This is a genomic window from Sagittula sp. (assembly GCF_052825245.1).
In genome coordinates this window covers 22,618-35,824 of record NZ_JBRBWD010000026.1, presented here as the reverse complement: position 1 = coordinate 35,824, position 13,207 = coordinate 22,618, and the positions used below count along the sequence as shown (strand labels likewise).

At 65.4% G+C, this 13,207-nt stretch carries 18 protein-coding genes and 1 pseudogene; 1 reads left to right on the top strand and 18 read right to left on the bottom strand.

Features of this window, described 5'->3' with window-relative positions; genetic code table 11:
• Positions 1–4 precede the first annotated feature (4 nt).
• The 12 genes from nuoK to ACU0DV_RS09300 all read right to left on the bottom strand — a co-directional run bounded on the left by nuoK (position 5) and on the right by ACU0DV_RS09300 (position 7,969).
• On the bottom strand, positions 5–310 hold the full coding sequence (gene nuoK, locus ACU0DV_RS09355; protein WP_005857510.1) for an NADH-quinone oxidoreductase subunit NuoK: 306 nt from the start codon (positions 308–310) through the stop codon (positions 5–7).
• A gap of 200 nt (positions 311–510) precedes the next feature.
• Positions 511–708 (bottom strand): hypothetical protein, encoded by a 198-nt coding sequence (locus ACU0DV_RS09350; RefSeq protein ID WP_100930228.1) that lies wholly within the window; start codon positions 706–708, stop codon positions 511–513.
• Positions 705–1,307 (bottom strand): NADH-quinone oxidoreductase subunit J, encoded by a 603-nt coding sequence (locus ACU0DV_RS09345; protein WP_100930227.1) that lies wholly within the window; start codon positions 1,305–1,307, stop codon positions 705–707. Before ACU0DV_RS09345 ends, ACU0DV_RS09350 begins: the two co-directional genes overlap by 4 nt.
• On the bottom strand, positions 1,304–1,720 hold the full coding sequence (locus ACU0DV_RS09340) for a carboxymuconolactone decarboxylase family protein (protein ID WP_100930226.1): 417 nt from the start codon (positions 1,718–1,720) through the stop codon (positions 1,304–1,306). Before ACU0DV_RS09340 ends, ACU0DV_RS09345 begins: the two co-directional genes overlap by 4 nt.
• 70 nt (positions 1,721–1,790) lie before the next feature.
• Positions 1,791–2,285 carry an NADH-quinone oxidoreductase subunit NuoI gene (gene nuoI / locus ACU0DV_RS09335; RefSeq protein WP_100930225.1) on the bottom strand — a complete coding sequence of 165 codons (495 nt, stop codon included), beginning with the start codon at positions 2,283–2,285 and terminating at the stop codon, positions 1,791–1,793.
• Positions 2,286–2,287: 2 nt separating this feature from the next.
• On the bottom strand, positions 2,288–2,659 hold the full coding sequence (locus ACU0DV_RS09330) for a hypothetical protein (protein WP_283980400.1): 372 nt from the start codon (positions 2,657–2,659) through the stop codon (positions 2,288–2,290).
• A gap of 133 nt (positions 2,660–2,792) precedes the next feature.
• A complete protein-coding gene (gene nuoH, locus ACU0DV_RS09325) occupies positions 2,793–3,830 on the bottom strand; it encodes an NADH-quinone oxidoreductase subunit NuoH (RefSeq protein WP_005857499.1) in 1,038 nt (345 codons plus the stop codon).
• A 7-nt stretch (positions 3,831–3,837) separates the two neighbouring features.
• Positions 3,838–4,212: a hypothetical protein gene (locus ACU0DV_RS09320; protein ID WP_446269786.1), complete on the bottom strand. Its 375-nt coding sequence runs from the start codon at positions 4,210–4,212 to the stop codon at positions 3,838–3,840.
• Between the two features lie 18 nt (positions 4,213–4,230).
• The gene (nuoG, locus tag ACU0DV_RS09315) at positions 4,231–6,249 is read right to left on the bottom strand and encodes an NADH-quinone oxidoreductase subunit NuoG (protein ID WP_446269785.1); all 2,019 of its coding nucleotides are present in this window, start codon (positions 6,247–6,249) and stop codon (positions 4,231–4,233) included.
• A gap of 229 nt (positions 6,250–6,478) precedes the next feature.
• Positions 6,479–6,871: a DUF5333 domain-containing protein gene (locus tag ACU0DV_RS09310; RefSeq protein WP_100930222.1), complete on the bottom strand. Its 393-nt coding sequence runs from the start codon at positions 6,869–6,871 to the stop codon at positions 6,479–6,481.
• 135 nt (positions 6,872–7,006) lie between these two features.
• On the bottom strand, positions 7,007–7,450 hold the full coding sequence (locus tag ACU0DV_RS09305; RefSeq protein WP_283980402.1) for a hypothetical protein: 444 nt from the start codon (positions 7,448–7,450) through the stop codon (positions 7,007–7,009).
• Between the two features lie 30 nt (positions 7,451–7,480).
• The gene (locus tag ACU0DV_RS09300) at positions 7,481–7,969 is read right to left on the bottom strand and encodes a DUF3291 domain-containing protein (protein ID WP_446242204.1); all 489 of its coding nucleotides are present in this window, start codon (positions 7,967–7,969) and stop codon (positions 7,481–7,483) included.
• Between the two features lie 184 nt (positions 7,970–8,153).
• On the opposite strand from ACU0DV_RS09300, the gene ACU0DV_RS09295 reads away from it, so the two are divergent.
• Positions 8,154–8,339, top strand: coding sequence for a hypothetical protein (locus ACU0DV_RS09295; RefSeq protein WP_100930219.1), 186 nt, complete (start codon positions 8,154–8,156; stop codon positions 8,337–8,339).
• Positions 8,340–8,409: 70 nt separating this feature from the next.
• Here the strand turns inward: ACU0DV_RS09295 and nuoF are convergent, their stop codons facing one another.
• From nuoF to ACU0DV_RS09265, 6 genes and pseudogenes are all read right to left on the bottom strand, one after another.
• On the bottom strand, positions 8,410–9,708 hold the full coding sequence (gene nuoF, locus ACU0DV_RS09290; RefSeq protein WP_100930218.1) for an NADH-quinone oxidoreductase subunit NuoF: 1,299 nt from the start codon (positions 9,706–9,708) through the stop codon (positions 8,410–8,412).
• Between the two features lie 3 nt (positions 9,709–9,711).
• The gene (locus ACU0DV_RS09285) at positions 9,712–9,930 is read right to left on the bottom strand and encodes a DUF5337 domain-containing protein (RefSeq protein WP_100930217.1); all 219 of its coding nucleotides are present in this window, start codon (positions 9,928–9,930) and stop codon (positions 9,712–9,714) included.
• Between the two features lie 14 nt (positions 9,931–9,944).
• Complete coding sequence (locus tag ACU0DV_RS09280) at positions 9,945–10,610, bottom strand: hypothetical protein (protein ID WP_283980404.1); 666 nt, start codon at positions 10,608–10,610, stop codon at positions 9,945–9,947.
• 164 nt (positions 10,611–10,774) lie between these two features.
• Positions 10,775–11,845, bottom strand: coding sequence for a hypothetical protein (locus ACU0DV_RS09275; protein WP_446242203.1), 1,071 nt, complete (start codon positions 11,843–11,845; stop codon positions 10,775–10,777).
• A gap of 244 nt (positions 11,846–12,089) precedes the next feature.
• A pseudogene (gene nuoE / locus ACU0DV_RS09270) lies at positions 12,090–12,803 on the bottom strand (NADH-quinone oxidoreductase subunit NuoE); the annotation flags it as partial.
• Positions 12,804–12,856: 53 nt separating this feature from the next.
• Entirely contained in the window at positions 12,857–13,174 is a 318-nt protein-coding gene (locus ACU0DV_RS09265) for a hypothetical protein (RefSeq protein ID WP_100930213.1), read from the bottom strand.
• Positions 13,175–13,207 lie beyond the last annotated feature (33 nt).

Sequence of the window (13,207 nt, the reverse complement as noted above, 5' to 3'; positions counted from 1 at the left end):
GGGCTCAGCCTTTCATGACGTTGACGTCTTCCACGGCGATGGTGCCGCGGTTTCGGAAGAAGCAGACGAGGATCGCAAGGCCGATGGCCGCTTCGGCGGCGGCGACGGTCAGCACGAACAGCGTGAACACCTGACCGGCGAGGTCGCCGAGATGCGTCGAGAAGGCCACGAGATTGATGTTCACCGCCAGCAGCATCAGTTCGATGCTCATCAGCAGGATGATCACGTTCTTGCGGTTCAGGAAGAGCCCGAAGATGCCGATCACAAACAGCACTGCGGCCACTGTCAGGTAGTGTTCCAATCCGATCATACGTGTCCCTCCGGGTGGCTTGCCCGATTTGTCGTCTTGTCTGTGGCACCCCGGAAGCGGCCCGGGGGCTCTGTTCTGTCAGGTTCCGGGCGGGCCCGGCACCACGTCCCGGGCATGTCCCGGAACCTCGATCGTCTCGCCGCCCTCGGGCGGCAGCCCCGGCAATGCGCCGGGCGGGGACGGGACCTGCCCGGCCCCGGTCAGCCCAAAGGGCCGACCTTCCGTTTCATCAGGCGCAGCCGGACAAGCTTGTCCTCGGCCCAGACCTGCATGCGCGCGGGCAGCAGCAGCACGAGCTTGCTCAGCACCCATGCGCCCGCAACGATCTTCAAGGCCCAGAAACCGGCGTAAAGCACCAGCCCCGCGGGCGAGAAGAGAAGATCCCAGAATGCGCTCACAGCCCCTGCCCCGGTCTCACGTCCCGCAGCTCCATCGCCTTGGCGGGATCGCGGTACATCTGTGCCAGCACGTCCTGGCGTTTGACATCCTGGCGGTGGCGCAGCGTCAGAACGATGGCCCCGATCATCGCAACCAGCAGGATCAGACCCGCCAGCTGGAACAGCAGGAAGTACTTGTCATAGAGGATCATGCCGAGCGCGGCGGTGTTCTCCACCCCTTCGGGCGCCGGTGCCGACAGCTGGCCCGCGGCCAGGTCGGAGGCTTCCCAGACGCCAAACGCCATGGCCAGCTGCATCAGGATCACGAGGCCGATCAGCAGCGCCAGCGGCATGTAGCGCGCCATCTCCGCCTTCAGTTCGGCAAAGTCGACGTCCAGCATCATCACCACGAAGAGGAACAGCACCGCGACGGCGCCGACGTAGACGATGACCAGCAGCATGGCGACGAATTCCGCCCCCATCAGCACGAAGAACCCGGCCGCGGAGAGGAAGGCGAGGATCAGCCAGAGCACGGAGTGCACCGGGTTGCGGCTGACGACCGTGAAGAGCCCCCCGGCGATCACGCCAAGTGCAAAGAGGTAGAAGGCAAAAGCCATCATGTCTCGTCATCCTTCTTGTCGGCCATGACCGCCCGCGACAGTTCGAGCGCGCGGTTCATGGCGGGAATACCTGCGAACATCGACATATGCGTGATCGTGTCGACGATTTCTTCCTTGGTGGCGCCCGCCTCGATGGCGTGGCGCACGGTCATGCGCAAGGGCGTCTCCGCCTGCGCGCCCTGCATCACCAGACCCGAGAGCGTCAGCAGCAGGCGCGTCTTGGCATCGAGCCCCTCTTTCGAGAACCCCTTGCCGAACCACATCTCCATCGCGTCCTTCGGCATGGTCGGCCACATGGCTTCGAATGCCTTGGGGTCGAAGCTCGACAGCGCCGGGTTCATGCTGGTCACCATGTCCTGCGCGAACTTCTGGCTCTGCTCCATCATCAGCTCGAACGGCGTCTTGGTGGTCATGCTCGGCTCCCCTTGCAGGATGTGACGGGACACCGCAGGACGCGGGCCGGGATATGGACGGCGGGGCGGTTCATCGGTACGGCGCGTCCAACTCCAGGTTGCGGGCGATCTCCGCTTCCCAGCGGTCGCCGTTCGCCAGCAGCTTGGCCTTGTCGTAGAACAGCTCTTCGCGGGTCTCGGTCGAGAACTCGAAGTTCGGCCCCTCGACGATCGCATCCACCGGGCAGGCTTCCTGGCAGAAACCGCAGTAGATGCACTTCGTCATGTCGATGTCGTAGCGGGTCGTCCGGCGCGAGCCGTCGTCGCGCGGCTCCGCGTCGATGGTAATGGCCTGTGCCGGGCAGATCGCCTCGCACAGCTTGCAAGCGATGCAGCGTTCCTCGCCGTTGGGATACCGGCGCAGGGCGTGCTCGCCGCGGAAACGCGGGCTCAGAGGGCCCTTCTCGTGCGGGTAGTTGACGGTGGCCTTGGGGGCGAAGAAGTACTTCATCCCCAGCTGGAACCCCTTCATGAAGTCCGCGAGCAGAAAGTACTTCGCGGCCCGTCCGTAGTCGATGGCTGCCATGTCTACGCGCTCTCCTCTTTGACGGCTTCGCGGGCTGCTTCCAGCCGCTCGGCCTGCTCGGCGTCCATCACGGGATCGCCGAATTCATCGTAATCGCCAACCCGCTCGTTTCCGGTGCGGCCGGTGGCGGAAACCTCTTCCGCCACGGCGGCCGCAACGGCGGCGGGCGCGGGCTTTGACTTCACCTCCGCATCCTCCATGGCCTGCACATCGGCGGCCCAGCGGAAGACGGCGGCGGCGATCTCGTTGGCCTGCGGCAGGAGGTTGCCCTCCGCATCGGTGTCCGGCAGGCCGCAATCGCGGACGACAAAATCGCCCAAGGCGATCATGTCGATGTACTTGGCGTCGAGGATGGCTTTCTTCAGGTCGGTCATCAGGTTTCTCCCGTGAACAGACGGGCGCACGTCATGCGCACCCCTGCCCCGACCCTACCATCGGGGCGCGACACCACGCCCCGAACGCCAGGAAGCATTTCCGAAACAGTCTGTTTCGACCTCTGCTTCACCATCAGCCTCCGACTGCCCAACGGGTGTAGAAGCCCCAGAACCACTCGAACTTTGCCGCGAAGGCCACGAACACGACCCATGCCAGCGACATCGGCAGGAAGACCTTCCAGCCCAGGCGCATCAGCTGGTCGTAGCGGTAACGCGGGGTGATCGCCTTCACCAGCGAGAAGATGAAGAAGACGAACAGCATCTTGATGCACATCCAGAAGATGCCATCCGGCAGGAATTCGACCGGGGACAGCCAGCCGCCGAGGAACAGCAGCGACACCAGCGCGCACATCAGCACGACCGCCGTCAGTTCGCCGATCATGAATAGCAGGAACGGCGTGGAGGAGTATTCCACCTGGTAGCCAGCCACCAGTTCGGATTCCGCTTCCGGCAGGTCGAACGGCGGGCGGTTGGTTTCCGCAAGAGCCGAGATGAAGAACAGGAACATCATCGGGAAGTGCGGGATCCAGTACCACGACAGGATGCCCATGCCGTCCTGCGCCTCGACGATGCTGCCGAAGTTCAGCGACCCCGAAGAGATCACGACACCGATGATGATGAGGCCGATCGAAACCTCGTAGGAAATCATCTGCGCGGCGGACCGCAGCGAGCCGAGGAACGGGTACTTCGAGTTGGACGCCCAGCCCCCCATGATCACGCCGTACACTTCCAGCGAGGAGACCGCGAAAACGTAAAGAATGGCCACGTTTATGTCGGAGACCACCCAGCCGTCGCCGAAGGGAATCACCGCCCATGCGATGAAGGCCATGACAAGGCTGACCATCGGCGCGAGGAAGAACACGAAGCGGTCGGCACCCGCGGGCACGACGACTTCTTTCACGATGTATTTCAGGAAGTCGGCAAAGGACTGCAGCAGGCCGAAGATGCCCACGACGTTCGGCCCCCGGCGCATCTGCACGGCGGCCCAGATCTTGCGGTCGCCCCACATCAGGAAGGCGAGGCTCACCAGAAGCGGCACCAGAAGCGCGAGGATCGTGAAGACGATCCAGATCGCGATACCCCAGGGATTGTCGGAGAAGAATTCAGCCATCAGGTCCTCACACCATCGGTATTCCGTTCTCGGCGCAGGCCAGCGCGGTGACCTCGGCGTCGATCGTTCGTGATCCGCGGGGCAGAGCCGGCGAGATGGTGTAAACCGCATCCCCGCGCCAGAGGCCACCCTCTTCGTCCACATTCGTGCGCAAATGCCGCGCGAATCCGTACCCCCGGATCAGCGCGTATTGCGCGGCGGCACATTCGGCGTAGGCCTCCACGTCGATCTGGTTGCGCGCCCCACGCATGGAAACGTGGAAATTCACCAGATCACCATCCAGCAGCCGCGTCTCGACACCCTCGTAAGACGGGGTGAACGGCCCCTTTGCCGCCGCCGGAGTGTCGCATCCGGTGGTGGCAGCGCAGGCGAGCGAGGCTATCACCCAGCCCACCCTCACTTATTCCGCCGCCATCGGCGCCTGGGAGCGCAGTTTCGAGTTCTTGGACAGTTCCGCCATGACCTCCGACGCGCGCGCGATCGGGTTGGTCAGCCAGTGGTCCTTCACCGGGTAGCGGAAGTCCGCATCCCCCATGTCAGCGGCCTCCAGCGGCGTCCATTCGTTTTCCGGCACCTCGTCGATGCGGGCAAGGTGCGGCACCTCCGCGACCAGCGCCTGGCGGAGCTGCGCGATGGAGTTCCACGGCTGCGTCGCGCCGATCTCGGCGGACAGAGCGCGCAAGATCGCCCAGTTTTCCTTGGCCTCGCCCGGTGCGAACCCGGCGCGCAGCGCCAGTTGCGGGCGGCCCTCGGTGTTCACGAACAGGCCCTGCTCTTCGGTGTAGGCGGCGGCAGGCAGAATCACGTCGGCACGATGCGCGCCACGGTCCCCGTGCGAGCCCTGGTAGATCACGAAGGCGCCTTCGCCGATCTCCACCTCATCCGCGCCGAGGTTGTAGATCACGTCTGCTTCGCTGACCGCGTCCATGCCACGCTCGTTCGTGGCGTTCACGTCCATCGCGCCCACGCGACCCGCGGCCGTGTGCAGCACCATGAACTTCGCCGAACCGGCGGCGGCGGTCTGCATGGCGGTTCCCAGAACGGCGGCGCCGTCGGCCTCGTTCAGTGCGCCCTGACCGATGATCACCACACCGGCGACGCCCTCCTTGTCGGAGTGGTCCATCTTCGACAGCTTGGCCAGCGCCTCGCGGCCGGTGCCGAGTTCCTGCACCGGGAAGGTCAGGTCGACCGGCGCACCGATCCGCGCGACCTTTGCTCCGGCGGCCCATGCCTTGCGGATGCGGGCATTCAGGACCGGCGCTTCGTCACGAGGGTTGGTGCCGATCAGCAGGATCATCTCAGCGCTGTCGATATCCTCGATGGCAGCCGTGCCGACATAGCCCGAACGGTTGCCCGCCGGCAGCTTCGCGCCATCGGTGCGGCATTCGACGACACCGCCCTGCCCCTCGACCAGCTGCTTGAGGCTGTAGGCCGCTTCGACCGGGGCCAGATCGCCGACGATACCGGCAAGCTTCGAGGCGCCCTTGATCGCCGTGGCGGCGGCGGCCAGCGCCTCCGGCCAGGTGGCGGGCTTCAGCTTGCCGTCCTTGCGCACGTAGGGCCGGTCCAGCCGCTGGCGGCGCAGGCCGTCCCAGACAAAACGCGTCTTGTCGGCAATCCATTCCTCGTTCACGCCGTCATGGTTGCGCGGCAGGATGCGCATCACTTCGCGGCCCTTGGTGTCCACGCGGATGCTGGACCCCAGCGCGTCCATCACGTCGATGGTCTCCGTCTTGGTCAGCTCCCACGGGCGGGCGGTGAAGGCGTAGGGCTTCGACACCAGAGCGCCCACCGGGCACAGGTCGATGATGTTGCCCTGCAGGTTCGAATCGAGGGTCGAGTTCAGGTAGGAGGTGATCTCCGCATCCTCGCCCCGGCCGGTCTGGCCCATCTGGGTGATGCCTGCCACCTCGGTGGTGAAGCGCACGCAGCGGGTGCACGAGATGCAGCGCGTCATGTGCGTCTCGACCAGCGGCCCGAGGTCGAGGTCGGTCGAAGCGCGCTTCGCCTCGCGGAAGCGGGAGAAGTCGACGCCATAGGCCATCGCCTGGTCCTGCAGGTCGCATTCGCCGCCCTGGTCGCAGATCGGGCAGTCGAGCGGGTGGTTGATGAGCAGGAACTCCATCACCCCCTCGCGGGCCTTCTTCACCATGGGCGAGTTGGTCTTGATCTCCGGCGGTTCGCCATTGCGGCCCGGACGCATGTCGCGGACCTGCATCGCGCAGGACGCGGCGGGCTTCGGCGGGCCGCCCACAACCTCGACAAGGCACATCCGGCAGTTCCCGGCAATCGACAGACGCTCGTGGTAACAGAAGCGCGGCACCTCGATGCCGGCCTCCTCACAGGCCTGGATCAGGGTCATAGCCCCGTCCACCTCGATTTCCTGACCGTCGATGATGAGCTTTCGCAAGTCGGACATGCCGGTGCCTCTCCAGATTGCAGATGGCAGCGCCCTGACCACCGGACTGACCAGCGGACCGGGCGCGACTTGCGACGGGTTCTACCGCGACATGTTCGGTAGCGCCAGATGCAGCGGCGCAGAAATCCGGGAAAAATCGACGCGGCAAAGCGACTTGATTGCACGGGCGCAACCCGGTGACCGGGATTTCAGCGCCCGTTAAGATGACCGTTCAAGTCAGGAATTGACCTCAGCGCAGCAGCGATCCGATGTAGGTGCCGCCCGCCATCTGCGCCTTTCCGAAGCTGCACAGCTCTGCCTTGTCGCTGACATTGACCCCCTGGCTGGCCAGCCAGGTCTCGGCCTTCGTGCGCATCCGTGCCTTTTCGGACTTGGACGTCGCGTATTCGTCGATCTCCTCCGAAGAATAGCCCAGCGACTTCGCCTTCGACTTCAAGCCGTTGAGCTCCGCGATTCCACGCAAAAGGCGCGCGTCGATGTCGCTGCAGGTCTTCCGGATCTCGTCCGCGATGGCGATCATCATCAGTTGGTCGTCGATTTCACGAACCTCGCGCAGCGGCGGCTTTGCGACCGCGGCCGACGCCAGCAGGGCAAGGATCAGGACGGATGGAATCAGGCGCATGAAAGGGTCCTCGTTTACACGGCAATCTCGCGACAAGAGGCGCGGAACGTCATGGATATGCAATAACGCGGGCGGAATCCGCCCGCGATCGGCAAGAGCCGGCGCGAAACCCGCACCCGCCCCGCGGTCCGCCGCTTACAGGTCCTTGCAGCGCCCGGACAGCGTCAGCGAGTCGCTGGTGATCGAAAGCTGGTCCTTCGGCGTGTCGGGCCCGACCTCCCAGTCGATGTCGGACGTGCCGTACAGGTGAATGCAGTGCTTCACCGCCTGGTATTCCGCCGCCTGGATCGCACCGTCGATGCTCTTGCCCGGGTCGCGGACAGAGGCCACGAAATACTGCCGGTCGTCACCGGCGGACTTGGCGTTGGCACGGAAGGTCTGGCCGTCGAAGGTCTGGACCTGCCGGCGCTGGCCGTTGCCGCAGCCCGCAAGCGCCGCCATCGCTGCGATCAGCAGCAGGATCGTGCCCGCGCGCATCAGGGACGCAGGCGCGACCAAGGGGGCGCGGGCCGCTTTGGCCGTCGCGGCGGCGCGCTGCGTCCGGGCCTTACGGGGCGACAAGTGTTTCAAATTGCTCATTCTCCGGCCTCTTGTTCTTTCCGGAGCACCTTATCCGGCCTCCGCGTCGCAGCGCCTGTCACGCCACATGCGCGCTTCGGTCAGGTACGACCAGCCGAAGGCGGCGTCACTGTCGCCTTCCCGCCGCAGGAGGTCAAGCTTCGCCAGACCTTCCTCCAGCGTCGGGCGATGTCCCGCCGGCACCCACCACATCACAAAGTGCATGTCGCCCAGAACCTCGAACCACTCCTTCCGCCGCTCGTAGAACTGGCGATGGACCGTGCCCCAGACAAAGCGTTCGAGGCTCACCACGTCTTCCCAGACGGTCATGTTCGCGACGAACTGCGGATCGTCACCGATGTTGTTCTCGGTGTTGCCGGTGCCCGGTTCCCCCGATCCTTCCATCATCCAGACGAAGCCCGGCATGCGCTTGCCCAGACCGTTGATCCGGTCGAGCGCGTCCATGAACTCCGCCACACGGGGATCGTCCGTCGGCGCCACGAGCCGACCGATGTTCAGTTCCGCGAGTTGCATCTGCATTGATGTGTGCCCCCTTGTGTCCCGCCCTCCGGCTTTCGACGCCACTATAAGGAGGCAGGGACCGGAATGACCAACGCATTTTCGGCAAATTGCCCCTAAAGTCAGGAGCATCGGACCGCATGGCCCGCCCTCCCCGGAACCGCGCCGCCCGCTCGGGGGTTTTGATGGAGAAGGAGGAGCCACCATGACCGATACACCCAAAACACGCCCGCTGCCGGAGAAGGACGCCGACGAAAAGGCGAAGACCCGGAAGTTCACCGAACACGAAGATGTGGGCCGGGAAAAGCACGCCGAGACCTCTGACGACATCTCCGAAGGGATGCCCGAAAAGGATCGCGAGACGTTCAAGGACGAAACCGGGACCAAGTGAGCCCGGCCTCACCCGGAAACGCAAAAGGGCGCCACGCGGCGCCCTTTTCCTATTCCATCGCTGCACCGGCTTATTCAGCGGCGACAGCGCTCACCCGGCCGGATTTCTGTGCCTTGATCCGATCCTCGATCTCGTCGCGGAAATTGCGGATCAGACCCTGGATCGGCCATGCGGCCGCGTCGCCGAGCGCGCAGATGGTGTGGCCCTCGACCTGCTTGGTCACGTCCCAGAGCATGTCGATCTCTTCCACCTCGGCCTCGCCGCGGACAAGCCGGTCCATGACGCGCATCATCCAGCCCGTGCCCTCGCGGCAGGGCGTGCACTGGCCGCAGGATTCGTGCTTGTAGAACTTCGCCAGCCGCCAGATCGCCTTGATGATGTCGGTGTCCTTGTCCATCACGATGACCGCCGCGGTGCCAAGGCCGGAGCCCAGCTCTCCCCGCAGGTAGTCGAAGTCCATGATGGCGTCCTTCATCTTCTCGCCGCGAACGCACGGAACCGAAGAGCCGCCGGGAATGACCGCCTTGAGGTTGTCCCAGCCGCCACGGATGCCGCCGCAATGCTTCTCGATCAGCTCCTCGAAGGAAATCGACATCGCCTCTTCGACGACACAGGGCTTGTTGACATGGCCGGAGACGGCGAACAGCTTCGTGCCCGCGTTGTTTTCCCGCCCGAAGGAAGAGAACCACGATGCGCCGCGGCGCAGGATGGTCGGCACGACGGCGATGGATTCGACGTTGTTCACGGTGGTCGGGCAGCCGTACAGGCCCGCGCCCGCCGGGAACGGCGGCTTCATGCGGGGCATGCCCTTCTTGCCTTCGAGGCTTTCCAGCAGGGCGGTTTCCTCGCCGCAGATGTAGGCGCCCGCGCCGTGGTGCAGGAAGATCTCGAAATCCCAGCCCGAGCCCGCGGCGTTCGGACCGACCAGACCGGCATCGTAGGCCTCGTCGATGGCGCGCTGCAGCGCCTCGCGCTCGCGGATGTATTCGCCGCGGATATAGATGTAGCAGGCATGCGCCTGCATCGCGAAGGAGGCGATCAGGCAGCCCTCGATCAGCGTGTGCGGATCGTGGCGCATGATCTCGCGGTCCTTGCAGGTCCCCGGCTCCGATTCGTCGGCGTTCACAACGAGATAGGCCGGACGACCGTCGCTTTCCTTCGGCATGAAGGACCACTTCAGCCCGGTCGGGAAGCCCGCGCCGCCGCGTCCCCGCAGCCCGCTGTCCTTCATTTCCTGGATGATCCAGTCGCGCCCCTTCTCGATCAGGCCAGCCGTGCCGTCCCAGTGACCGCGCTTCTTCGCGCCGTCCAGCGTCCGGTCGTGCATGCCGTAGAGATTGGTAAAGATCCGGTCCTGATCCTGAAGCATCGCTTATCCTTCGTGTTCCTGGCGCGCCCGCCAGAGCCCGTATATCATCCAGAACGCCCAGATAAACCCGGCAAGTGCCACAAGGTCGAACAGGGCACGAAGGCGCTGGCTCCAGTCCAGCGCCCCGCCAATGGCGGTGATGGCGATCCAGAACACACCGGTCCCGGCAATCACGAGCGCAATCCTGCGCCCCCGCCGGTTAAGGTCGTCCTTCTTCGCCATCGCCCGCCGTCAGATCACTTTTTCAGGTCGGCGGCCTGCGCCACCCAGCCGTTCTTCGCGGCGCGGCCACGCACGCCTGCGATGTTCGCATCGACCCACGCGACGTTGTCCTCGGTCCATTCCGCGATCTGGCTGAAATGGTAGATGCCCGCCTCGTTCAGGGTCGCCGCCAGCTTCGGACCGACGCCCATCAGGGTGGTCAGGTCGTCCGCCTCGCCTTCGGGCGCCGACAGGAAGGCCGGGGCCACGCCGACGATTTCCTCGGCCATGTCACCGGCTGCCTCGGCAGTCTCCGCGGTGGTTTCCGCCGCGTCTGCGGCCACGTCCTCGACGCTCTCGGTCGTCGCGTCGACGGTCGCCTCGACGGTTTCCGTGGTGGTCTCTGCGACCTCCTCGGCGGCCTTGGCGGTGGTCTCGACGACCTCCTGGGTCACCTCCGCGGCCTCTTCGACGGCTTGCGCCGCTGCCTTGGCCGAGGGGGCCTTCCTGGCCACGCCGCCCGGTGCGCAGATGCTGCCGAAACCGGCCTTCATCGACGGCATGGGCATGCCCTGCCAGGGCAGCATCGCCAGCTTCATCATGTTTTGGCTGGTCTCAACCATCAACCGGGTCTGCATCGCCATCATCTTGACGACGGGAGAATAGTCCGGGGTGAAAGCTTTCATGGGAGTCATTTTCATGGTCACGTCCTCGCTCGAGTTCGCGGGGCGCAGGTCTTTCCGCGCCACCAGTCAAAGCGCCGTTCCTCCCCAACAGTGCCGGGTTCACGCCTGACACATCATCGGTCCATGTGCAAGCCGCCCCTGCGTCGCAGGGCGCGTATCCGCGCCCTGCCCCGTTCACATCAATCGTAGACGCCGCCCTTTTCGACACGGGTGGAGAACTCTGTCTCGCCGCCGTCCGCCAGCACCTTTGCCTGCGACACCCAGTTGTCGCGGCTGACGCGGCCGCGGAACCCGACGAGGTTGGCATCCGCCCAGGCGACCTCTTCGTCGGTCCAGGACGCGATCTGGTGGAAATGGTAGACACCGATCGAATGGCAGACCTTCTCCAGCTTGGGACCGATGCCCTTGATCTGCTTCAGATCGTCCGGCTTGCCGCCCTCGGGCGCGTCCAGCAGCGCCGGCTTGGAGCCTTCGCCGCTGTCCCCGCCCTTGCCGTCGGAGCCGGGGGCGTCGGCCTCTGCCCCGTCCGGGGCGGTCATGACCTCGGCGCCGTCACCGCCCGACCCCGCGCTGTCGACGCTGCCCGCCGCCCCGTCCGTGCTGCCCGCCAGCGTGGTGTCGTCGGCGTCCGCGGATTTCTTGTACGTCCAGGAGCCCTTGCGACCGGCAAGATCGGCCTCCCCCGCTAGTTGCGTGCTCGGCTTCACGCGGGAACCACCCTCGTCCCCGGAGGCCTCTTTGCCTTTGTCCTTGGGGGCGGACTTCGGCGCGGGCTCGGCACTGGCCGTCGTGGCAGGTGCGGCGCTTTCGGCGACGGGTTCGTCCGCGCCGGATGCCTTCTCCGGCGTCTCCTCCGCTGCCGGTTCGGCGCTTGCGGACGATGCGGTTTCGGTCGAGGGTTCAGGCTGGGCCTTCGGCTCAGGCGCGGACTCCGCCGCAGGCGCGCTCTTGGCGGACGCCGAGGCAGAACTGGCCGCTGCCACCCCGGCAGAGGCCGCCGTGGCGCCCGACGACGTCGCGGACGTGCCGTTGCCTCCGGCCTGGCCTGCCGTCACGCCGGTCTCCCCCTTCTCGGGCAGAGGCGCGCAGAACAGCCACTGGAACAGCAATCCCAGCAACACGAGCGTCACGATCCCGAGGAACAGGGCCGTGCCGAACCCGTAGCTTCCGACGAGCAGCAGGAAGGCGAAAACCCCGAGCGCCGCCGCTATTCCCCAGCTCATCATGGTGCAGTTGCCATTCGTTCTCATTCGGCCGTTCTCCCGTCTACGTTTTCACCACCACGGTGTTTACCAATTGTTTTAAACACTTTTGCCCCCTTCGTCAGCGGAGACAATCTCAGATGCACCGCATGGGACAAAAGAATGACCCCCGCGCCGGGGTTTCCAAGGGCACGGGCCGGAGAATCACCAAGGCCGGAAAGAAAAACGGCGGCCCCGTCTCCGGAACCGCCGTTCTGATGCCTTGCTGCGGGCGCGCTCAGGCGCCGCGGGTGCCCGCCTGATCGGTCCAGGGGGCCACCAGCGGCACCTCCGTCCCGTCGATGCGCTTCACCGTGTCGCCGATGTCATGCGCCAGTTGCGCGCTGGCGTTCATCTTGATCGAAGCATTAGTGTATTCGGTCAGCGTGGTCGCTCCGCCCAGCGGTTCGGAGGCGAACCGGCCGTTCTGCGGGCCTACCTGCGGCACCTCTCCCTTCGCCAAAGCGTCGATCAGGTCGCCCAGCTTCTCGGCGGTGAGGTCCTCGTAGTAGTCCTTGCCGATCTGCGCCATGGGCGCGTTGGTGCAGGCGCCGAGGCACTCCACCTCTTCCCACGAGAACTTGCCGTCCTCCGACAGCGCGTGCGGCTTCGAAGAGATCTTGTCCCGGCAGACGGCAATCAGGTCTTCGGCGCCGCAGATCATGCAGGACGTGGTGCCGCAGATCTGGACATGCGCGACCGAGCCGGTCGGCTGAAGCTGGAACATGAAGTAGAAGGTCGCCACCTCGAGCGCGCGGATGTAGGCCATGCCCAGCATCTCGGCCACGTACTCGATGGCGGGACGGCTGAGCCAGCCCTCCTGCTCCTGCGCGCGCCACAGCAGCGGGATGATCGCCGAGGCCTGGCGCCCGGCGGGATACTTCGTGATCTGCTCTTTCGCCCAAGCGAGGTTCGCTTCGGAGAACTCGAAGCTGTCGGGTTGTTCGGGATGCAGCCGTCGCAGCATGTCTCAACTCCTTCTGGCGCGCCTGCGCCGTATCACGTTCCTGCCGGCTCCGCTCAGCCCGCCTGCGCCACCTGTGCTTCGGGCTGCGGCGCACAGGCGCCCACGACAGACCGCACACCGCCGCCTTCGAGCGACACGGCCTGCTTCTTCTGGATCTTGTACTGCGCGATCTCGATCAGCTTCTGACGCGGGATGCCGGTCTGCAGTTCCACCGGGAGGTAGTCGCTTTCGGCCACGAGGTCGCAGCCGATGGAGGCCACCGCCGCGTCCCACTGTGCCAGCATCTCCGGCGTGGTGTCCTGCGGCGCCATGCCCAGTTCCACGCAGCCGGCGAGTGCCAGCGCCGGGACACACAGAAACAGTTTCTTCATATTCACTTCCCTCGTCCGGCCTTTCCGCGGCCC

Bases quoted from the DNA above. Each gene is read 5' to 3' on its own strand.
- ACU0DV_RS09340 (WP_100930226.1), bottom strand. From the start codon at position 1,720: ATGACCACCAAGACGCCGTTCGAGCTGATGATGGAGCAGAGCCAGAAG.
- ACU0DV_RS09310 (WP_100930222.1), bottom strand. From the start codon at position 6,871: ATGCGCCTGATTCCATCCGTCCTGATCCTTGCCCTGCTGGCGTCGGCC.
- ACU0DV_RS09345 (WP_100930227.1), bottom strand. From the start codon at position 1,307: ATGATGGCTTTTGCCTTCTACCTCTTTGCACTTGGCGTGATCGCCGGG.
- nuoF (WP_100930218.1), bottom strand. From the start codon at position 9,708: ATGCTTCAGGATCAGGACCGGATCTTTACCAATCTCTACGGCATGCAC.
- nuoH (WP_005857499.1), bottom strand. From the start codon at position 3,830: ATGGCTGAATTCTTCTCCGACAATCCCTGGGGTATCGCGATCTGGATC.
- ACU0DV_RS09285 (WP_100930217.1), bottom strand. From the start codon at position 9,930: ATGGCGAAGAAGGACGACCTTAACCGGCGGGGGCGCAGGATTGCGCTC.
- ACU0DV_RS09300 (WP_446242204.1), bottom strand. From the start codon at position 7,969: ATGCAGATGCAACTCGCGGAACTGAACATCGGTCGGCTCGTGGCGCCG.
- nuoI (WP_100930225.1), bottom strand. From the start codon at position 2,285: ATGGCAGCCATCGACTACGGACGGGCCGCGAAGTACTTTCTGCTCGCG.
- ACU0DV_RS09305 (WP_283980402.1), bottom strand. From the start codon at position 7,450: ATGAGCAATTTGAAACACTTGTCGCCCCGTAAGGCCCGGACGCAGCGC.
- ACU0DV_RS09295 (WP_100930219.1), top strand. From the start codon at position 8,154: ATGACCGATACACCCAAAACACGCCCGCTGCCGGAGAAGGACGCCGAC.
- ACU0DV_RS09275 (WP_446242203.1), bottom strand. From the start codon at position 11,845: ATGAGAACGAATGGCAACTGCACCATGATGAGCTGGGGAATAGCGGCG.
- ACU0DV_RS09265 (WP_100930213.1), bottom strand. From the start codon at position 13,174: ATGAAGAAACTGTTTCTGTGTGTCCCGGCGCTGGCACTCGCCGGCTGC.
- nuoK (WP_005857510.1), bottom strand. From the start codon at position 310: ATGATCGGATTGGAACACTACCTGACAGTGGCCGCAGTGCTGTTTGTG.
- ACU0DV_RS09330 (WP_283980400.1), bottom strand. From the start codon at position 2,659: ATGACCGACCTGAAGAAAGCCATCCTCGACGCCAAGTACATCGACATG.
- nuoG (WP_446269785.1), bottom strand. From the start codon at position 6,249: ATGTCCGACTTGCGAAAGCTCATCATCGACGGTCAGGAAATCGAGGTG.
- ACU0DV_RS09280 (WP_283980404.1), bottom strand. From the start codon at position 10,610: ATGAAAATGACTCCCATGAAAGCTTTCACCCCGGACTATTCTCCCGTC.